Origin of the sequence: Pseudomonas arsenicoxydans (genome assembly GCF_900103875.1) — a bacterium.
Classification (GTDB): Bacteria; Pseudomonadota; Gammaproteobacteria; order Pseudomonadales; family Pseudomonadaceae; genus Aquipseudomonas; species Aquipseudomonas arsenicoxydans.
Map to the genome: position 1 here is coordinate 2,648,483 of NZ_LT629705.1, position 22,184 is coordinate 2,670,666.

General features: G+C 53.1%; 20 protein-coding genes and 1 tRNA gene. 13 read left to right on the forward strand and 8 right to left on the reverse strand.

Annotation, left to right across the window (positions count from 1 at the left end; translation table 11 throughout):
* The first annotated feature begins 25 nt into the window (after positions 1-25).
* On the forward strand, positions 26-1,447 hold the full coding sequence (locus tag BLQ41_RS12300; protein WP_090181208.1) for a DegQ family serine endoprotease: 1,422 nt from the start codon (positions 26-28) through the stop codon (positions 1,445-1,447).
* Positions 1,448-1,525: 78 nt separating this feature from the next.
* Here the strand turns inward: BLQ41_RS12300 and BLQ41_RS12305 are convergent, their stop codons facing one another.
* Complete coding sequence (locus tag BLQ41_RS12305) at positions 1,526-2,959, reverse strand: M48 family metalloprotease (protein WP_090181211.1); 1,434 nt, start codon at positions 2,957-2,959, stop codon at positions 1,526-1,528.
* A 98-nt stretch (positions 2,960-3,057) separates the two neighbouring features.
* Here BLQ41_RS12305 and BLQ41_RS12310 point away from each other — a divergent pair, with 98 nt between their 5' ends.
* The gene (locus BLQ41_RS12310) at positions 3,058-3,297 is read left to right on the forward strand and encodes a sulfurtransferase TusA family protein (protein WP_090181214.1); all 240 of its coding nucleotides are present in this window, start codon (positions 3,058-3,060) and stop codon (positions 3,295-3,297) included.
* 30 nt (positions 3,298-3,327) lie between these two features.
* Entirely contained in the window at positions 3,328-4,398 is a 1,071-nt protein-coding gene (locus BLQ41_RS12315) for an AI-2E family transporter (protein WP_090181216.1), read from the forward strand.
* Positions 4,399-4,480: 82 nt separating this feature from the next.
* On the opposite strand, the gene BLQ41_RS12320 is transcribed toward BLQ41_RS12315, so the two are convergent.
* Both BLQ41_RS12320 and BLQ41_RS12325 read right to left on the reverse strand, forming a co-directional pair.
* Positions 4,481-4,954 carry a peroxiredoxin gene (locus tag BLQ41_RS12320; RefSeq protein WP_090181218.1) on the reverse strand — a complete coding sequence of 158 codons (474 nt, stop codon included), beginning with the start codon at positions 4,952-4,954 and terminating at the stop codon, positions 4,481-4,483.
* Positions 4,955-4,964: 10 nt separating this feature from the next.
* Positions 4,965-5,525, reverse strand: coding sequence for a glycine cleavage system protein R (locus BLQ41_RS12325; protein WP_019692529.1), 561 nt, complete (start codon positions 5,523-5,525; stop codon positions 4,965-4,967).
* Between the two features lie 328 nt (positions 5,526-5,853).
* On the opposite strand from BLQ41_RS12325, the gene dapA reads away from it, so the two are divergent.
* From dapA to BLQ41_RS12355, 5 genes are all read left to right on the forward strand, one after another.
* Positions 5,854-6,732 carry a 4-hydroxy-tetrahydrodipicolinate synthase gene (dapA, locus tag BLQ41_RS12335; protein ID WP_090181221.1) on the forward strand — a complete coding sequence of 293 codons (879 nt, stop codon included), beginning with the start codon at positions 5,854-5,856 and terminating at the stop codon, positions 6,730-6,732.
* A 17-nt stretch (positions 6,733-6,749) separates the two neighbouring features.
* Complete coding sequence (gene bamC / locus BLQ41_RS12340; protein WP_090181224.1) at positions 6,750-7,865, forward strand: outer membrane protein assembly factor BamC; 1,116 nt, start codon at positions 6,750-6,752, stop codon at positions 7,863-7,865.
* A 4-nt stretch (positions 7,866-7,869) separates the two neighbouring features.
* Complete coding sequence (locus BLQ41_RS12345) at positions 7,870-8,628, forward strand: MBL fold metallo-hydrolase (RefSeq protein WP_090181227.1); 759 nt, start codon at positions 7,870-7,872, stop codon at positions 8,626-8,628.
* Between the two features lie 28 nt (positions 8,629-8,656).
* Positions 8,657-9,370 carry a phosphoribosylaminoimidazolesuccinocarboxamide synthase gene (purC, locus tag BLQ41_RS12350; protein WP_008034929.1) on the forward strand — a complete coding sequence of 238 codons (714 nt, stop codon included), beginning with the start codon at positions 8,657-8,659 and terminating at the stop codon, positions 9,368-9,370.
* A gap of 83 nt (positions 9,371-9,453) precedes the next feature.
* Positions 9,454-9,543: transfer RNA gene (locus BLQ41_RS12355), tRNA-Ser, on the forward strand.
* 565 nt (positions 9,544-10,108) lie between these two features.
* On the opposite strand, the gene BLQ41_RS12365 is transcribed toward BLQ41_RS12355, so the two are convergent.
* Positions 10,109-11,271, reverse strand: a protein-coding gene (locus tag BLQ41_RS12365; RefSeq protein WP_090175779.1) for an IS3 family transposase whose coding sequence is annotated in 2 segments (ribosomal slippage) — positions 10,109-11,016 and positions 11,016-11,271 — 1,164 coding nt in all. Because the reading frame shifts where the segments join, the coding sequence is not laid out codon by codon here.
* 396 nt (positions 11,272-11,667) lie between these two features.
* Between BLQ41_RS12365 and BLQ41_RS12370 the strand changes: the two genes are divergently transcribed.
* The 4 genes from BLQ41_RS12370 to BLQ41_RS12385 all read left to right on the forward strand — a co-directional run bounded on the left by BLQ41_RS12370 (position 11,668) and on the right by BLQ41_RS12385 (position 15,572).
* Positions 11,668-12,867 (forward strand): AAA family ATPase, encoded by a 1,200-nt coding sequence (locus BLQ41_RS12370; RefSeq protein WP_090181233.1) that lies wholly within the window; start codon positions 11,668-11,670, stop codon positions 12,865-12,867.
* Between the two features lie 9 nt (positions 12,868-12,876).
* Positions 12,877-13,395, forward strand: a complete 519-nt coding sequence (locus BLQ41_RS30470; RefSeq protein ID WP_157695013.1) for a hypothetical protein — start codon at positions 12,877-12,879, stop codon at positions 13,393-13,395.
* 706 nt (positions 13,396-14,101) lie between these two features.
* Positions 14,102-14,350, forward strand: coding sequence for a helix-turn-helix domain-containing protein (locus tag BLQ41_RS12380; RefSeq protein WP_090181238.1), 249 nt, complete (start codon positions 14,102-14,104; stop codon positions 14,348-14,350).
* A gap of 595 nt (positions 14,351-14,945) precedes the next feature.
* Positions 14,946-15,572, forward strand: a complete 627-nt coding sequence (locus tag BLQ41_RS12385; protein ID WP_231997096.1) for a hypothetical protein — start codon at positions 14,946-14,948, stop codon at positions 15,570-15,572.
* Positions 15,573-16,040: 468 nt separating this feature from the next.
* On the opposite strand, the gene BLQ41_RS12390 is transcribed toward BLQ41_RS12385, so the two are convergent.
* Entirely contained in the window at positions 16,041-16,274 is a 234-nt protein-coding gene (locus BLQ41_RS12390; RefSeq protein ID WP_090181239.1) for a hypothetical protein, read from the reverse strand.
* A gap of 480 nt (positions 16,275-16,754) precedes the next feature.
* Entirely contained in the window at positions 16,755-17,213 is a 459-nt protein-coding gene (locus tag BLQ41_RS30475) for a hypothetical protein (RefSeq protein ID WP_157695014.1), read from the reverse strand.
* Positions 17,214-17,886: 673 nt separating this feature from the next.
* On the opposite strand from BLQ41_RS30475, the gene BLQ41_RS12400 reads away from it, so the two are divergent.
* On the forward strand, positions 17,887-18,501 hold the full coding sequence (locus BLQ41_RS12400) for a recombinase family protein (protein ID WP_090181242.1): 615 nt from the start codon (positions 17,887-17,889) through the stop codon (positions 18,499-18,501).
* Between the two features lie 279 nt (positions 18,502-18,780).
* Here BLQ41_RS12400 and BLQ41_RS12405 read toward each other — a convergent pair whose 3' ends face one another.
* Together BLQ41_RS12405 and BLQ41_RS12410 are read right to left on the reverse strand one after the other, a co-directional pair.
* Positions 18,781-20,472, reverse strand: a complete 1,692-nt coding sequence (locus tag BLQ41_RS12405; protein WP_090181244.1) for a hypothetical protein — start codon at positions 20,470-20,472, stop codon at positions 18,781-18,783.
* Between the two features lie 198 nt (positions 20,473-20,670).
* Positions 20,671-22,137 (reverse strand): site-specific integrase, encoded by a 1,467-nt coding sequence (locus tag BLQ41_RS12410; RefSeq protein ID WP_090188506.1) that lies wholly within the window; start codon positions 22,135-22,137, stop codon positions 20,671-20,673.
* Positions 22,138-22,184: the final 47 nt, after the last annotated feature.

A 22,184-nucleotide genomic window follows, 5' to 3' on the forward strand; every position in this document is an offset into this window, starting at 1 on the left:
CCATGCTCGTCGTAACGGGAGCCGTATGTCGATACCACGCTTGAAGTCTTATCTCTCCATTTTTGCCACCGTGCTGGTGCTCGGTCAGGCGGTCACTGCTCAAGCAGTCGAATTGCCTGACTTCACGCAACTGGTCGAACAGGCCTCGCCTGCGGTGGTAAACATCAGTACCACGCAAAAACTGCCAGATCGCAAAGTTTCTGGCCAGATGCCTGATCTCGAGGGCTTGCCGCCCGCGCTGCGTGAGTTCTTTGAACGGGGCATGCCGCAGCCGCGCTCGCCTCGTGGTGATCGCCGTGAGGCGCAGTCCCTGGGTTCGGGGTTCATCATCTCGCCTGATGGCTACATCCTGACCAACAACCATGTGATCGCTGATGCTGACGAAATTCTCGTTCGCCTTGCCGATCGCAGTGAGTTGAAAGCCAAGCTGGTCGGCACTGATCCGCGTTCCGACGTGGCATTGCTGAAGATCGAAGGCAAAAACCTGCCGGTACTGAAACTCGGCAAATCCCAAGACCTGAAAGCCGGCCAGTGGGTTGTTGCCATCGGCTCGCCGTTCGGCTTCGATCACACGGTGACCCAAGGCATCGTCAGCGCCATCGGTCGCAGTCTGCCGAACGAGAACTATGTACCGTTCATCCAGACTGACGTGCCGATTAACCCGGGTAACTCCGGTGGCCCGCTGTTCAACCTGGCCGGTGAAGTGGTCGGGATCAACTCGCAGATCTACACCCGCTCCGGTGGGTTCATGGGCGTGTCGTTCGCGATTCCCATCGATGTTGCGATGGACGTGTCCAACCAGCTGAAAACCGGTGGCAAAGTCAGCCGTGGCTGGTTGGGCGTGGTGATTCAGGAAGTGAGCAAGGATCTGGCCGAGTCTTTCGGTCTTGAAAAACCGGCCGGTGCGCTGGTGGCTCAGATCCAGGACGACGGCCCGGCAGCCAAAGGTGGTCTGCAGGTGGGTGATGTGATCTTGAGCATGAACGGTCAACCGATCGTTATGTCTGCTGATCTGCCGCATCTGGTCGGCGCGCTGAAAGAAGGCGCCAAGGCCAATCTCGAAGTGATCCGTGAAGGCAAACGCAAAAATGTCGAACTGACAGTGGGTGCGATCCCTGATGAGGGCGCGGAGCTGGATTCACCGCTTAAATCCGGTGCTGAAGCCAGCAGCAATCGTCTGGGTGTTGCCGTCGGCGATCTAACCGCTGAGCAGAAGAAGACCTATGACCTCAAGGGTGGGGTGGTTATCAAGGAGGTGCAAGACGGTCCTGCTGAACTGATTGGCTTGCAACCTGGCGATGTCATTACTCACCTGAACAATCAGGCGATCAGCGACAGCAAACAGTTCACTGAAATTGCCAAGGCGCTGCCGAAGAATCGCTCGGTTTCGATGCGTGTTCTGCGTCAAGGTCATGCCAGCTTCATCACCTTCAAACTGGCTGAATAAACCAGTCGGTGGCTGAATAAGAAACCGCCTCGAAAGAGGCGGTTTTTTTGTGTCCGGAATTTAGGTTCCTTGTACGCGTCAGCCCATCATGTCCTTGATCATGCGCTCCTGTTCCATCAGTTCGCGTTGGCGCGCATCGATGCGCGATGACAACGGGAAGTTGGTACCGGCCTTGCGTTTGGCGAAGTCCAGTTGCTGGATGGCCTGACGGTAATCCCCAACCAGGGCAAAGTACTCCGCACGCGCCTGATGCAGGCCAATGATATTGCCCGACAGGCCGCGAGTCTCGGCCACCTGATACCAAACATCTGGATCGTCCGGACGCGACTTGAGCAGGCCTTCAAGCGCCTTTTCGGCGTCGGCGGCGCGGTTCTGTTTCAGCAACAGATCCACGCGCACCTGGTTCAACGGATAGTTGCCGGGATACTGGGTCAGCATCCGGTCGACCCGTGTCTGCGCATCGGGCAGGCGGTTGTTGGTGATGTCCAGATCGACCTGTGCCAGGTTGTAGATGATTTCGTTCGGCGACTTCGCCAGCAGCTGCTTGAGGTTCTCCCGTGCTTCATTGAGCTGGCCGCCTTTGATCTGGGCAATGGCCAAACCATACCGGGCGACGTCGCTGCTCGGGTTCTCATCGAGTTGCGCGCGGAAACGTTTGGCGCCCAGTCCCGGGGTTTCTTCATAGATCAGTTGGACGCGCGCACGAATCAGCTGATACCGCATCGTATCTTCGATGCCGCCCAGTTTAGCCTGTTCGGCCCTGTTCCGGGTGTCGGCGATACGCGATTCGGTTACCGGGTGAGTCAGCAGAAATTCTGGTGGTTTGGCGTCGAAGCGGTATTGGCGCATCAACCGCTCGAACATGGTCGGCATCGACCGTGGATCGTAACCGGCTTTTTCCAGATTGAGGATACCGATGCGGTCGGCTTCCTGTTCGTTCTGGCGCGAGAAGCGTCGCTGTTCCTGAATGGCTGCTGCCTGAGTGCCGGCAATCGCCGCAATCCCCGCATCACCAGCGCCAGCTGCTGCAATCACGATACCGGCCAGCAGCGCCGCCATCATCGGCACTTGCATGCGCTGTTGCGCTTCAACGCCACGGGCAAAATGGCGTTGCGACAAGTGAGCCAGTTCGTGGGCCAGTACCGACGCGTATTCGCCCTCGGTCTGCGCATTGAGGAACAGTCCGCCGTTGACCCCGACGATCCCGCCCGGCGCCGCAAAGGCGTTCAGCTGTGGGCTGTTGATCAGGATGAACTCCAGGCGCCGGTCATTGACCTGGCTGGTCTCCACCAGTCGGTAAACGCTGGATTCGACGTAATCCTTGAGCTGCGGATCGTTGAGCTGCTTGACCTGGCTGCGCAACAGCGCCAGCCATGCGCGGCCCAGTTGGTATTCCTGTTGCGGCGAGACGATGGCAGAACTGGCGTCGCCGAGTGACGGCAAGTCGTCAGCGAAGCCCGGTGAGGCGAGCAGGCAAGCGAGCGTCAGCAGGGTAGGGCGCAAAAAAGTCATGCACAAAGCCTTAGTCGACAAAGAGCTTACTGTAGCCGGACACTTGGCTTGGGACCAGATATTCTAGGCAACTCCACCACCTGACCCGGAGTGACGTAATGACCGATGCTGTAGCCCATGACGCCGAACTGGACGCCAGTGGCCTCAATTGTCCCTTGCCCTTGCTCAAGGCCAAGCTGGAGCTCAATCGGCTGGCCAGTGGCGCTGTGCTCAAGGTCACCGCGACAGATGCCGGCTCCCAGCGCGACTTTCGCACCTTTGCCCGGTTGGCCGGTCATACGCTGCTTCGCGAAGAAGATGAGGCGGGTATTTACCGCTATTGGTTGAAAAAAGCCTGAACCTGCTGCGTTCATTTCTAAGGATTATTGATGTTCAAGGTGTTACGCGACTGGATTCAGCGCTACTTTTCCGACGAAGAAGCCGTGGTGCTGGCGGTCCTGCTGATTCTGGCATTTACCGCCGTGCTCACGTTGGGTGGCATGCTCGCGCCGGTGCTGGCCGGGATGGTGCTGGCGTATCTGATGCAAGGCCTGGTCGTCACGCTCGAGCGCCTGCGCATTCCCGGCGGTGTCGCGGTTGGGCTGGTCTTTGCGTTGTTCATGGGACTTTTACTGGTCTTCATCGTTGTTGTGGTGCCGTTGCTTTGGCATCAACTGATCACGCTCTTCAATGAACTGCCCGGCATGCTTGCCAAGTGGCAATCGCTGCTGTTGCTGCTGCCTGAGCGTTATCCGCATCTGGTGTCCGATGAGCAGGTGTTGCAGGCTATCGAAGTGGCGCGGGGCGAGATCGGCAAGTTTGGCCAGTGGGCGCTGACCTTCTCGCTGTCGAGTCTGCCGCTGCTGGTGAACATCATGATCTACCTGGTCCTGGTACCGATCCTGGTGTTCTTCTTCCTCAAGGACCGGGAGATGATCGGCCAGTGGGTGCTTGGTTACCTGCCGCGTGAGCGTACGCTGATCACACGGGTTGCCCATGAGATGAACCGGCAAATCGCCAACTATATTCGCGGCAAGGTCATCGAGATTGTCATTTGCGGTGGCGTGACTTACATCGGCTTCGTCGTTATGGGGCTCAACTACGCCGCGCTGCTGGCATTGCTGGTGGGCGTGTCGGTGGTGGTGCCGTATGTCGGGGCGGTAGTAGTGACGGTTCCGGTGATGCTGATTGCGTTATTCCAGTGGGGCTGGAGCGATCAGTTCATCTATTTGATGGCGGTCTACGGAATCATTCAGACCCTGGACGGCAACGTGCTGGTGCCTCTGCTGTTCTCGGAGGCGGTCAACCTGCACCCGGTGGCGATCATCTGTGCAGTGTTGTTGTTTGGCGGGTTGTGGGGCTTCTGGGGGGTATTCTTTGCGATTCCCCTGGCGACGCTGTTCAAGGCTGTGCTGGACGCGTGGCCACGCAAGGAGCCGGTAGTGGCGCCACTGCTTTAACGCTCAGCCCTGATTCTTCAGTAAGGCTGAGCGCCTCTTCGCGGGCTTGCCCGCGAAGGCGTAATAACAGGCAACAGATGAATCAGGCCTTGTTCAGAGCCTGAGCTGCAGCCAAAACCGCATCAACATGCCCTGGGACCTTCACGCCACGCCATTCCTGGCGCAGCACACCCTCCTTGTCGATCAGGAAAGTGCTGCGATCAACGCCCATGTATTCCTTGCCATACAGCTTCTTCAGCTTGATCACATCGAACAACTGGCACAGCGCTTCTTCCTTGTCGCTGATCAGCTCGAAGGTGAACGCCTGCTTGGCCTTAAAGTTTTCGTGGGATTTGAGGCTGTCACGCGACACGCCGAATACTTCGGTGTTGGCCGCCTTGAAGGCTTCAAGTTGATCGCGAAAGCCTTGACCCTGAGTCGTGCAGCCCGGGGTGCTGTCCTTCGGATAGAAGTAGATCACCACTTGCTTGCCCTTGAGGCTTGCGAGGCTGATGGTCTGCCCGCTGGTGGCGGGTGCTTCGAAGTCGGCAACCGGTTGGTCGATGGCAACAGCCATGAAAGCTTCCTTACATTGGGTTTTGTGGGCGCCACGGTTCGATCAGGGCGTCGAGGTTCAGCGCGTCGGCGAAATCCAGGAACTGATCGCGCAGCCAGCTGATTTGCACGCCTGCAGGCAAGGTCACGGTAAACGTGGCATTGAGCATGGTGCCGCCGGTTTGCGGCGCCTGATACGTGTCGCACGTAAGGTTTTCCAGTTCGACGTTGTGATCCATGAAGAACTGGCACAGCTCGTTGATGATGTCCGAGCGATAGGCCGAGCTGACATAAGCGACGTACGGCAAGGCCTGTGGACGGTTCTCCAAGGCCGCGCTGCGCACCACGTTAACGGTGAAGGCGTGCTTCTTGGCGAGGCTCGACAGGCTGCCTTCGAGGCGCGCCAGGGCGTCCCAGCTGCCGGAGATCTCAAGAACCAACGCGCTGCACTCGCCATGTCGGGTCAGGCGAGAGGTGACCACGGCGCAGCGATTTTCATGGCTGGCGCGGCACAGGACGTTAGTCAGCTCCATGGGGTTGGCGCCGAGGGCACTGATGACAAGGAATTGTTCGCGAACTGTGGGGGTGGACATGCAGCATTCCTAAAGCGATGAGCGGTCGATACCTTAATGGGCTTTTTTACCGGGGACGAGCCTGCGGATGCGAATTCAGAAAACCCGAGCCGGAAGGTTGCAACGTGCTCCAGAGTGGCAGGAGCGAGGGGCGGCAACGCTGGATCGGGGCTTGTGATGCCGAAAATGGAGGCTGGAACCCGGCGTACGAGCTTATCAGTACCGATCAAAGTCTGAAGGGTAGCGAAAAGCAGCGCCAAGGGGAATGGCAGCAGCGCAGTACTTCGCTTGTACAAGCATCTTGGCGCCAGTACCATTACGGCTCTCTTTTTCCGGCAGGAGCGGTTGCATGATTGCGGGCAGTATGGTGGCACTGGTCACACCCATGGATGCACAAGGTCGTCTCGACTGGGACAGCCTGAGCAAACTGGTGGACTTTCACCTGCAAAACGGCACCCACGCCATCGTGGCCGTCGGCACCACAGGTGAGTCGGCCACCCTTGACGTGAACGAACACATCGAAGTGATTCGTTACGTGGTGAAGCAGGTTGCAGGGCGCATTCCGGTGATCGCCGGTACCGGCGCCAATTCAACTCGCGAAGCCATCGAGCTGACCACCAATGCGAAGACCGCTGGCGCTGACGCTTGCCTGCTGGTCACCCCGTATTACAACAAGCCGACCCAGGAAGGCTTGTACCAGCACTTCAAGGCCATCGCCGAAGCCGTCGACATTCCGCAGATCCTGTACAACGTGCCGGGCCGTACGGCGTGCGACATGCTGACCGAAACCGTGATCCGCCTGTCGACCGTGAAAAACATCATCGGCATCAAGGAAGCCACCGGCGACCTGAGCCGTGCCAAAGCCATCATCGATGGCGTCAGCAAAGACTTCCTGGTTCTGTCCGGTGACGACGCCACCGCAGTAGAACTGATCCTGCTCGGCGGCAAAGGCAACATCTCGGTGACCGCCAACGTCGCCCCGCGCGACATGGCGGACCTGTGCAACGCTGCCCTGAAAGGCGACGCCGTCACGGCCCGCGCAATTCACGAAAAGCTGATGCCGCTCAATAAAACCCTGTTTATCGAATCCAACCCTATCCCCGTGAAATGGGCTCTGCATGAAATGGGCTTGATGCCGGACGGTATCCGTCTGCCGCTCACCTGGCTCAGCGCCGCCTGTCACGAACCGCTGCGGCAGGCCATGCGCCAGTCCGGCGTACTGGTTTAATTGAGGAAGCACTACGCATGAAGCGATTGGCCGGACTTTCCGCACTTGCCTTGATTATCTCCAGCACCAGTGGCTGTGGATGGGTCTGGGGCCCGGAAGGTTATTTCCGTGACCGTGGTAGCGACTACCTGGAAGCGCAACAGACTGCACCCATGCAATTGCCGCCGGACGTCAGCACCTCCAAACGTCTGGACCCGCTGCTGCCTATTCCACGTAACGTTGCTGATGACACCGCCAAGGGCGAATACGTCGTGCCGCGTCCGCAGCCGTTGTCGGCAGTGGCCGACGCCACCGGGTATTCCCTGCAAAAGACCGGTGATTCGCGCTGGATCGTTGCCCAGAATCCACCCGCTGAAGTCTGGCCAGTGGCCGTGCAATTCTTCCAGGACAACGGTTTCCGTCTGGACGAACAGCGCCCGCAAACCGGAGAATTCACCACCACCTGGCAACATTCCGACGAACTGTCCGCAGCGATGGCCAAGCGCCTGAGCGCAGCCGGCGTCGCTACCGACAGCGAAACCCGCGTTCGGGTGCGTATCGAGCCGGGCGTGCAACGCAACACCAGTGAAGTCTACGTGGTCAGCGCCGAGCGTCCTGCCGGCAGCACCGCCGATGTGGCCTTCACCAACCGTTCGGTCAACACTGGCCTGGACGCAGCACTGGTCGATGACATGCTCGCGAGCATGAGCCGCACTTCTGAGAAGGGCGGTTCGGTTTCGATGCTGGCTTCGCGTGATTTCGATACGCCAAGCCGTGTCAGCCTGAGCGAAGACGGCAGCGGCAACCCGGTTCTGAACGTCGGCAATGACCTGGACCGTGCTTGGTCGAGCGTCGGTCGTGCGCTGGAACAGGGCGAATGGCGGGTTGAAGACATCAACCGCAGCCTCGGTCTGTACTACATCAACCTTTCCGAAAAAGCCGAGAAGAAAGACGAGAAGCCTGGCTTCTTCAGCGGCCTGTTCGGCAGTGCGCCGACCAAGGAAGAAGTTGAAGCCCGTGCCGAGCGTTATCAGGTTCGCCTGAGCAAGGTTGGCGACAACGTTCAGGTCACCGTCGAGAAAAACATCAACACCGTGGCGCCGGCAGAAGTGGCGCGCAAAGTGTTGAGCGTGATTCAGGACAACCTGGGCTGATCACATGCGTTTTGCCGTTCTCGGCAGCGGTAGCCAAGGGAACGGCACGCTGATAGCCAGCGCTGATACCTATGTACTGGTCGATTGTGGTTTCTCCCTGCGGGAAACCGAAAAACGCCTGCTGCGACTGGGTGTGAACCCGTCTCAGCTGAGCGCGATACTCGTGACCCACGAACATGCCGACCACGTGCATGGCGTGGGTTTGCTGTCTCGGCGCTACAATCTTCCTGTCTACCTCAGTCGCGGCACCCTGCGCGGGATGCGCAAACCGATTGAACCGGCTGGCCTTCTGGCCGGCGGCGAGCAACTGCAGATCGGCGCACTGAGCATCGGGGTCATTGCCGTGGCCCACGATGCTCAGGAGCCGACGCAGTACGTCTTCAGTGACGGTGAGCGGCGCTTCGGCCTGCTGACTGACCTGGGTTCGTATTGCGAGAAGGTGCTGGACGGCTATCGGGACCTCGATGCATTGATGATCGAGTCCAACCATTGCCGTGACATGCTCGCTCGTGGTCACTACCCGTACTTCTTGAAGCAGCGGGTAGGCGGTGAACTGGGACATTTGAACAACCATCAGGCGGCATTCCTGGTGGCCGAGTTGGGCTGGCAAGGCCTGCAACACCTGGTCCTGGCCCATCTGAGCAGCAAGAACAACCTGCCGCAGCTGGCCCGGCAATGTTTTGTCGACACCCTCGGGTGCGACCCGGACTGGCTGCAACTGGCCGATCAAGATTCAGGGCTCGACTGGCGACACATCGCCTAGCCCACCTACTTAGCAAGCGGAGCCCATCATGGAAAAACGTGAAGAACTCTACCGCGGCAAAGCCAAATCGGTTTTCAAGACCGACGACGCTGACCGCTTGATCCTGCTGTTTCGCAACGACACCTCGGCGTTCGACGGCAAGCGCATCGAGCAGCTCGACCGCAAAGGCATGGTGAACAACAAGTTCAATGCCTTCATCATGCAGAAACTCGAAGCGGCCGGCGTGCCGACCCAGTTCGACAAACTGCTGGGCGACAACGAATGCCTGGTGAAAAAACTCGACATGATCCCGGTCGAATGCGTCGTGCGTAACTACGCCGCCGGCAGCCTGGTCAAGCGTCTGGGCGTCGAAGAAGGCATGAAACTCAACCCTTACACCTTCGAACTGTTCCTGAAGGACGACGCCAAGGGCGACCCGTTCATCAACGAATCCCACGTCGTGGCCTTCGGTTGGGGCACCGCCGAGCAACTGGTTCGCATGAAAGAACTGTCGCTCAAGGTCAATGAAGTCCTGAGCAAACTGTTCGACGACGCCGGCCTGCTGCTGGTCGACTTCAAACTGGAGTTCGGCGTGTTCTCCGACGGCTCCATCGTCCTGGGCGACGAATTCAGCCCGGACGGCTGCCGTCTGTGGGACAAGGCCACCGGCAAGAAAATGGACAAGGACCGCTTCCGTCAGGGCCTCGGTGACGTCATCGAAGCCTACGAAGAAGTCGCCAATCGTCTGGGCGTACCGCTTTAATCGACGCAAGCATCTGATAGCACGGAAAAATTTCGCTTAGGGGGTTCGCTTCCGGCAAAAGTGTTGTTATGATGCGCGCCGTTGGAGAGATGCCAGAGTGGCCGAATGGGACGGATTCGAAATCCGTTGTACCTTCACCGGTACCTAGGGTTCGAATCCCTATCTCTCCGCCATACATAAAAAAGCCCCATAGATCAAGGTCTTGGGGCTTTTTGCATTCTAGGATTCTACGTAGTGTTTCTACGTAAAATTCATTAGTCTTCAGCGCCTCTCTTCGGCGCCTCTTCAGCGCTTCGGAACAGAGCCTGATTTATTCTTCGGTTTCTCACCGGCAGTGCTCCCAGCGCTCCGGGGAAGTCGCTACCTGAAGGCGTACCGGGCGCTTAGCTTCAACAAGCTTTGGTGCTCCGTTCGGGAGCAGGCCGCTCGTTTTGCTTCTCCCGTGAAGCAGGTTTCGCTTATCACCGACAAAACCAAGGGCGACTTGCCGGACTGGCAGACCTACCGTGCATCAACGAACAAGGGCGGCACACTCATCGTGCTACATAGCAATGCAAGCAGTCTCGGGGGCAGGGCGTTTGTCCGATGCTTAGCAGTTGCCATTTTTTCATTTTGGGAAAACGCCAATGCTCCTGGCATAGCTTTCACGGATAAAGCGTTGTAGCAGGTGGGTGATGTTTAGGGTGGCATGAGACTGAAGTGCGATGGGGTCAGGTAAGAGTAGTCACTGTGTAGTGGTCAACTAATCCCGGACACGACGTTAAGTTTTTCCTCGGCCCGCGCTGGCGCCAACCCATCGTTGAATTGGTGAGGCCGAATCCAGTTGTAGCGATGCATCAAAAAATGGCTGATATCGCGCTGTGCTTCCTGCGCAGTTCGATAGCCCACGGTCGGTATCCATTCTGTTTTCAAGCTGCGAAATACGCGCTCCATCGGTGCGTTATCCCAGCAGTTTCCTCGTCGACTCATGCTTTGGCGCATGCGGTATCGCCACAACCGCTGGCGAAAGAGTCGGCTTGCATATTGCGATCCCTGGTCTGAGTGGAATAGCAGATCCGAAGGCCTGCCACGCTGCTCGTAAGCCATATCCAGCGCTTTGATCACCAGCTCAGCGTCTGGCTTTTCCGACAGCGCCCAGCCCACGATCCGACGCGTACAAAGATCCAGGACGACAGCCAGGTAATGCCACTTTCCTTGTGCCCAAATGTAGGTGATATCGCCGCACCAGACTTGATTGGGCGCTGGCACGTCGAACTCGCGGTTCAATGTGTTCGGGATATCCAGTCTTTCTACTGTTGCTCGTTTGTAGGCATGGGAGCCGGGTTGTTTGCTGACTAAATCAAGCTCGCGCATCAAGCTACGCACTTTGAATCGACCGAGTTGCTCACCGTCTTCACGCATCAGTGACAGGATGCTGCGACTGCCCGCAGAGCTGCGACTTTGCGAGAACAGCTCACTGACGCGACTACGCAATCGAAGCCGTTCAACATCCGGCGTGCGGCGCCGCAGGCGCTGGGCGTAGTAACACGAGCGAGTGACGTCAAACACCTTGCACAGCCAATCAACCGGCTCATGGGCGCTCAACTGGTCAATCAGCGCGAACGCTCGTGATCTTCCGACATCAAGAGCGCAGTAGCCTTTTTTAGTATTGATTTCTCTCGCTCAAGCCGAGCAATCCGGGCTTCCAGCTCCTGAATTTTTTGCTGTTCCGGAGTCAGTGCCTTGCTCTGCGGGGTGACGCCTTTATGTTCTTTCTGAATCTGGTCAACCCAGCGGCGCAATGCCGATTCACCAATGCCGAGTGAACGGCTGGCTTCGATGTAGCTGTAGTTTTGTTTGAGCACAAGGTCGGCAGCCTCGCGCTTGAATTCAGGAGTAAAGGAGCGGCGTTGTTTGGTCATCTGACACCTCGATCTGGCGAGCATTCTCGCCTAAATGGGTGTCCGGTTTCATTAGACCACTACACTGTGTTCGCTGCGCTATTTTGAGTCGCTGTCCGTCAGGGGTACAGCTGAAGCGGAACAACGAGCTTGCTAGAAGGGCGCGCTGCGGCGCACTGCTTAACGGAGCTCAGTTGGTGACCGGTTGGATCGCCGCGACTGCCAGTGCCTCGCTTAGCGCGATTGCAGGCGATTACCTCGGCAAGGGACTCATGACCCGTTTCAGGTGGGCTGCGGATCAGCAGGATGCGGAAGGTTGCATGGAGGTTAAGCCTAGGACTCCCAATGGCCGTCATTGACAAACACGCTTGCTAGAGCATACTCGACAAAATATTGTATCAATCAGGCGAGTAAGCTATGACGATTTACAGCTTCGGCTTTGAAAATTTTTTCTCATTCGAAGAAAAAACCGATATTTCATTCGTAATGGATAAGCGAACGAGCTTAAATGATAAGAGTTTCGATTCTTCCGTGTCGGATGAAAGGGTTAGTAAAGTTCTCGCTGTTATCGGTGCAAATGGCTCCGGGAAAACAAATCTTATAAAGCCACTGGCCTATGTTCTCTGGTTTATCACTGATTCATTCTTTGCTAATCCAGAAAATACCAAAACTCGTGTGCGTTCTCATGCTTTCTCTAAAAGTCAACTTATTACGGTTAAGCTTGAGTTTGATGCTGACGGAGTTCGATATAGATACTCGTTACTTAGAAGTGATGAAAGAGTCTATGGTGAGACGCTTGACAAGAAAACAAGCAGGCTGTGGACGAAAATATTTATGCGTAAATGGGATGAGGAGGAAAAAAAATATACTGTAACTCGAAAGGGTTTTGGTACTGCACAAATGCCGCTGGATGAAGTGGGTGAAGAGGTCTCCTTGATATCTTTGGCTGCGCAATATAAAAGTAAAGTGGCAGTCAGTATTTGCAACGCGCTCCGTTTAAATACGACGAATATATCTATGTATGGTCGTAATACATATTATGGTACAACCGACGTCTATGATGCATCCACTTACTATAGTGAAAATGATGCCTCTAGAGAGACGATGGCGCGTTTTCTTCGTGAGCAGGACTTTGGCTTGGTGGATATAACCATCGACTCCTATGATCGTGCGGAAGAAGACGGCACGGTGAGTCAACATCTGTTGCCGTGGGCGGTTCACAAGAGGGGCGATGAAGAAACAAAACTGCCTTTACTATGGGAGTCGAATGGTACGCAGGCGGCGTTTTTTCTGTTGAGTAAAATTCTGCCTCTTCTTGAAACTGGTGGTGTCATGATATATGACGAATTAGAAGGTGATCTACACCCGCTTATGATTGAGCCTATTCTCGATTTGTTTTTTAATAAGCGAACTAATCCTCACAACGCTCAATTAATCTTCACAACTCACTCAATCGAGGTTGTGAATCAGTTGCAAAAAAGTCAAGTGCTTTTGGTTGAGAAAAATGACAGTTCTAGCGAAGCGTGGAAACTGTCGGATATGGAGGGCGTAAGAAGTGATGATAATTTTTATGCTAAATACATGTCAGGCGCCTACGGCGCGATTCCTAGAGTGTGAGTGCCGTCCATGCCGCCAAGAACAGTTAGAAAAACAAACCAAACCATTTTATTTGCTGTTGAGGGAGATACGGAGCTAGCTTTTTTGACACATGTTAAAGGATGTTATGGTGGGCGCGATTGTAATGTAAGTGTCAGAATAAGAAATGCACGAGGCCATGGTCCGCTTGGTATTGTGGATGCACTTATCAGTGGGGTAAGAGGCAAAAGTTATGATTTTTTAGCTGCGATGTTAGATTCTGATATCCCGCTCTGTGATGAAAGTAAGCGTTATTTTAAAAGGTATGGTGTTACGTTGTTTCAATCTAATCCAGCTATTGAGGGGACAATATTAAAGTTAGGCAACAATAGGCTTTTGGAAAATGCTGCGACTGGTGATTGTAAACGTATGTTGGCAAAGCTTTATCCTGGCGATTCCATGGATGTACGATTTTATGAGCGCCATTTTAATAAGGAGTTTATCGATGCTAATCGGGGTAGGGTTTTGCTTGTTGATGAATTAATTGATTACCTGACAGCACCAAAATAATTTGGAAGTGGTCGGATGTTCTAAATTCTTAAGAAGGTTAAAAATATATAATTTTACGACTATGGTGGGGGTTGCAGGCATTCTTCATGGGTTAGTAATAACTGCATCGTCCCGATTTTGAGTCAGTTCACCATCCACTTTAATCGAATCAATAAAATAAAAGTTATTCACTTTTGGCGGCAATCGGTGGTTACACCATGGTTGAGCCCGCCTGAAACCTAGCGCTTTCGCTTAGACAGTTCTAGCGGCGCTGATGATAGTGCTAGTCTTTTATTGGTGCGATTACCGAAAATAGAAGTACGCAAAGACTGCCACCATGACTACGAATATAACCCGCCCCTGGTAAACATCTGAGTTCGCCTTATCCACGTTGATCTTAAGGTAAGTTTCGCTATCGCTCAGACCTCGTGTCTTGTATTTCATGATCTGATTGATTTGGTCGTCGAGTTTCTTGTTGTGACTGCTGTTGTTCGATGCGGCGATAAGCCAAACGATCAACCACAGACCTCCAGTGAGGACGCTCAGTATCAGATGAAAAATGTGGTTGGTAGCTTTCTTCTGACTATTCAGTACGAAAATTTTCTCGTTCATTGTCTCGCCTGCATTGGGCTGGGGTCTGAGTTTCGGTAAGACTCAGAATATCCCAAATTCAGATATCTGAAAACCAGATATAGGTTGGACAGCTGCCCACCCTAACCAGTCAGCCATGCCCAAGACGATCTATAGACCGGAACACGCCGTGCTTTTGTCGCTGCTGAAGAAGTACAGAAAAGCGGCGGGTCTGACTCAAGTTCAGTGCTCACAGGCGCTGGAGCGGCCACAGTCATTCATGAGTGACGTTGAAAGTGGTACACGCCGTTTGGACATCGTGCAGCTTCGCGATCTGTGCAAGGTCCTGGGTGTTGGCCTGCAAGAACTGATTGCAGAGTTCGAAAAAATCTTGTCGAAAGGATGAGCAGGATTGTTGACTAAGCCATAGATTCTATTTTGTTCTGTCATCGATCATGCCATGGTCAGCCAGAATCAAGCACTCGCCATTGCTGATGTATTAACGCTGATGCTTTACAGCTAGCAGGGCATAGCTGCTGGGCTAGAGGATCTTGTACCCAGCCAAGGTGGTGTCATCACACCTGAAAACGCCTTGGCAGCTCCACAGGCACTGGATTGAACGCTCAAGCTCTCACCTACGCATTTAGTCAGTTACAACAAACCTGATCGACAGCTGCACATCTCGGGCCGTGTGGAAGCATATGGACTAGATAAGCGTGGGGTTACAGTTTGGGTCGTCTCGTTAGATAAAGACTCCCAAAACGCGCTACAGGAGCTTGTGTGGGTAGTTGACTGAGTATAACTATCCGGATGAAATACCCCTTGACAAAACAGGGTCAATAGGCGTATAAAGCCCACTCTTTCCAGCAGTCCGCACCGAACGTTCTCGACCTACCTATAGGGTAACGTCAGACGGCGGTTTTCGTTCGTCTGGGATTTGACCCTATCCAACACAACGAGGCGTTTGCCTATGACATGAACCGAATACAGGAGATACAAAGTTGAATAATCAATCACTGCTTTCGCATCAATGCCGGACCACCAACATCAATGGCTTCAGAGTCGATCAAGCGACTGGCGAAGTTTACGGTGAGTACATCATTACCCAGTACACAGCACCAACGGACGCGCTGAAACCAGAGCTCAGTAAATGCCGAAGCGTTGATGATATACACACCTTTCTTAAGCACGTAGACCTTCGCACACTCCCTCCCTTTTCCAGGTTTTCACTTGTTGATGCACAAGATCACGCTCATGGCCAATGGAAAAGAACCGGGGTAGATTGTCGTATCACCCTTCCGATGATGAACACGCTTTACACTCTTCACGGACTTGTGAGGTACGCTAACATCATCGTTATGGCGAAGGCGGATTTGGCGAAGGCACTGGGCGTCGCCGAATCCAACTTGAAGAAGAAACTTGCACCACTGGTCAATGCGAAGCTGTTAAGGGCGTATACATCCTGCGATGACATTCGCAAGGGTGAGATCAAATTGCTCGTAAACCCTCGCCTGATCTTCCGTGGCTTCGACAATGTCCGCGAGGCGTATATAGAGAGATGGTACTTGGATGAGACTAGAGAAAGGTGCTCACTCCATGGCCGAGACACACTTGCAGCTGCTGCGTAAGATTTTAAAAAAAGTTACGCATGAATCGGGCTGCAAGCCTTTGTATTCAAGGGGTAGTTGAAACTCCTCTTATATATAAAGAATTTGCCTAGTGCGAAGCACTACAGTTTAAACATGTTGATGGGCAATAGTCGCATCGTCTCGATTCAGGATCAGCCACCAGTGAATACAATAATATCAACACACATCAAAGCTCTTCGCTTTTGATCTGCTACACCGAAGGTGACGTGCAATGACTGTCAGCGTCCGCTGACGGGGTTACTACTGAATGCGTCCGCATTCGTTTATGCACCGAAGCAAAAGGCAAGGTCAAAGGCAAGAGCTGGATTTTTGTTTAATTGTATTTGTGTCGAGGTACACCCGAAGGAACATCGGCGGTCACGCCATGGTTGATTCAACATGAAAAGCTCACGCTTTCGGTGCGACCACCTTGTGGCGAAGCCAACGAGCCACGAAAGCACCATGACACTAATGCGGTGTCAGCTCATGCAGGCGCTTCTCAAGCGCGCTCTGGAAAACTACCAGCAGGTTGTCCGCATCGAGGCTGGAAATCCTCCTGTGCGACTCAAGCACCCACACGAGGGTCCGTGTAGCATGACCAACGCAGATTGCCTCAAACTGGGTATCCGCCTCAGCAATGTGGTTCAGCAGATCCACCGCCTTTAGTTTCATGAGGTACGTGTCGCCTATTGCGTCGATCATGATTCACCCACCACGCTCACCGCCAGCTTGGCGGTGGTATCTCCACCATACTCTCATCTGGCGAAGCCAACAGGTTACACACGCTTAGGGCGAAACCCTCGGTATATCCAACCGATTAGCCAGCCCGTAATATACAGAGCCACACTCAGCCCTAACCAAATGTTTATGGCGTAAGTGATGTACGACGTTCGTTCTTTGGACATGTTCGAAATTTCTTTCTGGAAGTCCTCATTCTCTTTTCGAATGTCTTCCCGAAGGCTGGCGATGTAGTCACTAGAATAGTTAGAGGCAGTCGCATCCTTGAGATAGCTAGTCAGTTGACTGATCCTTGATTTGTGGTTGTAGGTGGTTCTTTCCTCGGTGGGTAGTATGAGTTGTGTGTACCACCCGATAAGGATCGCCAGAACCAAACAAACCACCACCCACAACCGTTGCCATCCATTCATGTTTACTGCCCTTGTTTGCTTAGTTTGGTGGTGTCTATTTCACCTGTAAACCATCGGGATTTCCACATCCTGTTCCAGCTGTCGACTTGCATGGCATTATGCCGATGGTATGAATTGTTGGTTCGCCATTGGGAATGCTCGGATTGCCGGGCCATGAATAGGGTCCGAAATCATATCTGTCACGCCCTTTGCTATTAGGTCGCATGCCAGAGGGGTAGGTGCTGTTTGTGGTATCCATGGTTGGTTGGGGCTCAGTTAATATATCTGTCTTATAGACAAGGCTGGCAACCAATATAGCGGTACCACAAAAGGCAAAGTATGTTCCCGGAGCCATATCTCTGATTTGGATATTTAGGTCTTCGCCATATTTAACTTTGAAGTCGCCTTGTCTTTCTTGTACGACATAGAAGAGTCTGTAACCAAGAAATATGCACAGGCAACCGCCCAAAACTATAAGCATGCGGTAGATCATGAATAGCTGAATCTGGCTCACGTTTTAATCCTCTGGGGATGTACGAAGGGTAGCAGAGGTATAAACCTCAGGCGAAACCCTAGATAACTACCTGGAAACCCCATGTAAACTATGCTACTAACTAGCTCTATTAGGATTGGTATTAAGATAGGTATGATCTATAAGTCAGTGTTTCCGTAGTGTCTGGCTAAGCTCGACCTTGGCGGAAACATCTGTTTCAGTAGTTTTGTTCAGAAATCACCCAATCCATCAAAAGCAGCCACTTTTCACCAGAATGCAGCAAGCCAGCCTCACCAATAGCCAGTTGACAGCAACTCAGGTGCAGATGGTGTGGTTAATCGTCCTTCTCAGCTCGTTTGGCACAGGCACCACGCATTTTCGTCCTTCGGTATACATCTACCTCCCCGAGAGTGATGTGCATCTTGCAATCACTGCACCGAATGTCTTCGGCTTCTGCCTTACGGTCCCAATTCGATTCCGCTACGTCTCGTTGGTGCTTTTCTTGGCCCATGGGTATGCGCTCCTGTTGAGGATGGTAGTGTTAACTGTAGCTCGCCTCAGGTGTACCGATTCGGGTATAGACCAAGCGATACCGTTAATCGGCCTGTCTGCCTGTACCGAAAATACCCCTTTCGAAACCCTAATCGGCACACCTATAATCGGTACATCCAAAACGGTATAGGAGGGGTTTCAAATGTTCATACGTGCCTATCTGAGAGCTTCGACAGATATACAAGACGCTACACGTGCAAAAGAGCAGTTGAAGGAGTTCGCTGCTGCCAACGGCCAGCGTATCGCTAGCTGGTATATCGAGAACGAATCAGGCTCGACCCTGCAACGTCCTGAGTTGTTCCGCCTGCTGGATGATTGCGAAGCTGGCGACATCCTGTTGATTGAACAGGTAGACCGGTTGTCCCGGTTGAATGATGCTGATTGGAAGAAGCTCCGTGCGATCCTCGACACTAAGGGTGTACTGGTTGTAGCGCTGGACTTGCCTACCTCTCACGCCGCCATGCAACCACCTCGCAATGGTGACGACTTCACAGGCCGTATGCTGGCTGCAATCAACTCGATGTTGATGGACATGCTGGCTGCTGTTGCAAGGAAGGACTACGACGACAGACGCCGCCGTGCTGACCAAGGGATTGCTAAGGCGAAGGAAGCCGGGATGTACACAGGCCGTCCAGTTGACGAGAAACTGCACAAGCGCATCAAGGATTGTCTCGCCGCTGGCATGAGCCTCCGCAAGACAGCAACGACTGTGGGTTGTGCTCTGTCTACGGTGCAGCGTGTTGCCTCAAAGGACTGAGCCTCAATGACTACACCCAATGCCCGCCTTGAGCGGGCTTTGTCATGTCTGGAGCCAGTGTGACGCTGAGTCGTTTGCTGGTCTGAATCAGGCTCACAGAGCGGCCTAGGGTGCAGGGTTATTTTGGAAAAGCTGGCGACTAGACAAGCCCCCAGAGGTGAGCGTTAAACGCATCGGGCAAGACTGACAAAAACGCGTCTCACCTTATTTTTCAGCCAGAAACGCAAAAGCTGAGCAAGAGTGCTCAGTGGTTTTCAGCGCGGGCCAGGTTTTGGAGAACTAGCGCCCGTTTAACGTTTTGACAATCCAGTCTTTGAGTTTGAATGTGTAGTGGATGAGAGTTAATACACCCGCCACAACGATCACTGAACTGGCTATCCCGTATACCTTTGCGAGATCGCCATTTTCAGGCGCCACTTCGAAGTATTTTGCCAGTGGCTGCATCAGTTCAGGCGAAAGCGTTGCAGATGCGATTACTCCAAATATTATTGTAATTCGGCGAGTATAGGATTCTGATTTGATTTTGTCGTCTAGCTCTAAAGCTTTGCGAACGGTTTCAATCTTTTTGTGAAGTAATTTGTAGATGGAGCTTAATTGTTCGCCCCTTTGTATTTCCTCAATGTACTTGGCTATTTCTCCATACTTGTGTGCCGATAAAAGCGTTTCTTCGAATTCTAGGATTTCAAATTCAAGTCGAGCGACGTCTATGGCTGTTTTGCATTTGTCTAGCCCCAGTGAGGCGTAGGAGTAGTATGTTTGTATGAAGTGTGACGCTTCGTTGAGTACTTGGATGTCGGAGGTTAAATTATTAAAGGTGTAAGAGTCGTGCTGCTCGACAAATTCTTCTACCTGCAAAGACGCTAGCATCAAAGATACCGGCTCAGAGTAGAAGTTATTGAAGTCGTCGAAGTTTCTCATGTCTTTACTGTTCAAGTCGGCGTATATTATCTTGTCCGACAGGAAGGCGCGAGCCAATACGCTGTTGACCAATTGCTTGTGGGTTGACCAGTTTTCGGATGAGCTCGATTTTTGATTGGTGTGGGAGCTGATGTAAATTATCGGCTTCCCTCTCCAATGTTGTCCTATGGAGTCGTCATTGTACTGGCCGCCATACCACCTAATCTGCGTCTGAACGGCTCCTACGGAAATGGTGCGAGCGACTACCGATAGCAGATTTCGTGCTATATCCGTGAGGGTAAGTTGATCTGTATGTACTAGCTCGTAGACAGTTAGACGCTCGTCTACGAATTCAATTTCTTCCGGGGTATTCAGCGCGGCCCCCATGATGGTTTCAAATGCTTCTCGCTGGAGAAGCCTTTCCCTTCGAGACATCTGGGCCATCTGACATTCGGTGCAAGCAACGTGTAATTCTTTTACACAAAGTACTGATGTCAGGTTTTGTCGCGATTTATTTACTTCGCTGTGCACTAGGGTTTGAATCGTGGACTCTTCAAAGCCAGATATGCTCGGCAAAGAAATGCTGATTATGCCACCCTTGTAAACTTTGATGTAGGGAATGACTAGCTCATGGTCTTCATCCCCTTCGCATTTAATGGCAATCGGACGCATGAATATTCTAGCGCTTTCTGTAGGGAAACCATATGCAGTGTTAAATAGGCGTTTGTCAGACAATATTAAATCTAGAGCTAACGATAAGGCGTAAGTGTTGGAGTCTCCGGGGTTGGCTTTGAGGAAGTCATTGTGCCCGGTAACTGTCATTCCTTGTTCGGTGATTGTTGTTTCGATGTTGAGTTGTTGTGATCTGAGTCTTTTGTCGTCTGTGAAGTAGATTTTTCCACTGCTGGTTAACGCGAAACTAAAGGCGTCGGATTCGGCAAGTATTTCGCACATCCCTTCAAGATTTACGTTTCCTGTAATCTTGGATGAATACAAAAAAGTTGCTGTGCCTGAGTATGTGTTTTCTTCGTTCGAGGTGTTTTCAATACTGGATTCTGTATTGAGTAAGCTCATCAACTAGTCTTCCTTGTAGCTAACGAATCAGCCGGAGCCGTTTTCCAATGATGATCGCATGGAACGTAGCTGTCAGCTACGAATCCACGGTTGATCAATGCTGATGCAACGAGGTGAGCGTACCGTTGAAGTGTTCCGGCTGCTGGGTTAGTCGTGACCTTCGGTCAAAGGTGCATCCCCTGTCAGCGGAGCTGACGTTTAAACAGTCGGTAGGGTGGGGAGTTTCGATATAGCTTTGAGCTTCTGCTTTGGTGATGACCCGTCCGAGTAAACATCGAATGTCACCGTGCCGGTTTCATGACCTACAAGCTCCTTGATTAGCCTGTCTGCGATGTCTGCTCGCACCAACTGAGTGATTACCGTCGCCCTAATCCAATGGAATACGCGGGTTCGATCAAAGCCCATGGCTGTCTTCAACCTGCCGAATGCTTTACTCAGTGCATCCGAACGAATCCCGTATTTGTTGTTGCTGTCGGTAGTCACCAGATAGCCGTCCTTGGAAGCTTTGGTGAGTCGATCTACGAGCGCCGTTAGCTTGGGATGCACTGGCACCTGTCGAATGCCTGCAACGGTCTTCGAATCCACGATATCGAACATCTTCACCCCATCCACGGTAATCAGATGCTCCTTGCGAAGCTGGCACAGTTCCTCGATTCGAGCCCCGGTATACGCACCCAACAAGATCAAGTCTGGCAGTGCGCCTATGTTCTGTTCCTTCGCTGCTGAATACAGAGTGCCGATTTCCTCGATGGTGAATGCCTTCCGTTTTGCGTCAAGCTTGGCCCTGCCCTTAAGTGTGGGCAGGGTATGTTTCTCAAATGGGTTCACGTGCCCTTTGAAGGTCTGTCGCCACTGTGGTTCATGCTGCTGCGCCCATTGCCAAAGCTGGCTTCCAGCGAGCAGGTATTGCTGCTTGGTTTTTGAACTGAGTTTCATGCCCTGTAGCCAAGCACTCACAGAATCAAAGTCGAGTTTGGTGTCAGTCGTTTGCAAATGCTCCGACAGATTCAACAGCTTCGATTCCTGCTGATTCACCGTCTTGAGTGCAACGTGATGCTCAAGCCTGTAGGTGCGAAATGAGGCAAGCCGGGCTTTCGTAATAGGGGAGCGTGCCTTGTAGCTGGCGGGATCTTTTACCAGCACTTCCAGTTCCTGGCCCTGCTCGCCAGTGAGTGTGTAGTCAGTGCCGAGACGCTTTTGCAGAATGTCCTTGAGCCCTTTATTCAGTTCATCCTGAATGTGGACGCGACCGCCAATCCCATCTTTTAGGTGATCGCCCACGAGCATCAGCATTGCTTCCTTGAAACGAGGGCTGTTCATCAGCTTCGCTTTGAAAGCTGGATCGACATCAGGCAGCGGTGGGGCTGGCTCACCAACAAGCGCTCGCTTTTGCCCTTGTGTGAGTGCGTCTAAATCCTCAAGGGTTTGCACTACCTCTTCCTGCCAGCCTTCTCCGAGTTGCTTACCTTCTCGCGCCGCCTTTATCTGGCTCTTCCAAGTTGCGAGGATCGGTAGGCGGCGATCAAGGGCCTCTTTGTGCACGCCCGTCTTGAGCGACAGTGAAAGTATCCGGCGACCTCCGAACGCGTTCTGCACATCCTTGGGAATGGCTAGCCGCACGTGGTAGGTCCCGCCCTGAAGTTCAAGGTTGTTAGCTTTGGCCACGTGCTGCTCCAATCGATCCATAGTACGTAAACATTGTACGTAAAACG

What these genes read in the sequence shown, in the direction of transcription:
- BLQ41_RS12300 (WP_090181208.1), top strand. Translation starts at nt 26, where the DNA reads ATGTCGATACCACGCTTGAAGTCTTATCTCTCCATTTTTGCCACCGTG.
- BLQ41_RS12305 (WP_090181211.1), bottom strand. Translation starts at nt 2,959, where the DNA reads ATGACTTTTTTGCGCCCTACCCTGCTGACGCTCGCTTGCCTGCTCGCC.
- BLQ41_RS12310 (WP_090181214.1), top strand. Translation starts at nt 3,058, where the DNA reads ATGACCGATGCTGTAGCCCATGACGCCGAACTGGACGCCAGTGGCCTC.
- BLQ41_RS12315 (WP_090181216.1), top strand. Translation starts at nt 3,328, where the DNA reads ATGTTCAAGGTGTTACGCGACTGGATTCAGCGCTACTTTTCCGACGAA.
- BLQ41_RS12320 (WP_090181218.1), bottom strand. Translation starts at nt 4,954, where the DNA reads ATGGCTGTTGCCATCGACCAACCGGTTGCCGACTTCGAAGCACCCGCC.
- BLQ41_RS12325 (WP_019692529.1), bottom strand. Translation starts at nt 5,525, where the DNA reads ATGTCCACCCCCACAGTTCGCGAACAATTCCTTGTCATCAGTGCCCTC.
- dapA (WP_090181221.1), top strand. Translation starts at nt 5,854, where the DNA reads ATGATTGCGGGCAGTATGGTGGCACTGGTCACACCCATGGATGCACAA.
- bamC (WP_090181224.1), top strand. Translation starts at nt 6,750, where the DNA reads ATGAAGCGATTGGCCGGACTTTCCGCACTTGCCTTGATTATCTCCAGC.
- BLQ41_RS12345 (WP_090181227.1), top strand. Translation starts at nt 7,870, where the DNA reads ATGCGTTTTGCCGTTCTCGGCAGCGGTAGCCAAGGGAACGGCACGCTG.
- purC (WP_008034929.1), top strand. Translation starts at nt 8,657, where the DNA reads ATGGAAAAACGTGAAGAACTCTACCGCGGCAAAGCCAAATCGGTTTTC.
- BLQ41_RS12370 (WP_090181233.1), top strand. Translation starts at nt 11,668, where the DNA reads ATGACGATTTACAGCTTCGGCTTTGAAAATTTTTTCTCATTCGAAGAA.
- BLQ41_RS30470 (WP_157695013.1), top strand. Translation starts at nt 12,877, where the DNA reads ATGCCGCCAAGAACAGTTAGAAAAACAAACCAAACCATTTTATTTGCT.
- BLQ41_RS12380 (WP_090181238.1), top strand. Translation starts at nt 14,102, where the DNA reads ATGCCCAAGACGATCTATAGACCGGAACACGCCGTGCTTTTGTCGCTG.
- BLQ41_RS12390 (WP_090181239.1), bottom strand. Translation starts at nt 16,274, where the DNA reads ATGATCGACGCAATAGGCGACACGTACCTCATGAAACTAAAGGCGGTG.
- BLQ41_RS12400 (WP_090181242.1), top strand. Translation starts at nt 17,887, where the DNA reads ATGTTCATACGTGCCTATCTGAGAGCTTCGACAGATATACAAGACGCT.
- BLQ41_RS12405 (WP_090181244.1), bottom strand. Translation starts at nt 20,472, where the DNA reads ATGAGCTTACTCAATACAGAATCCAGTATTGAAAACACCTCGAACGAA.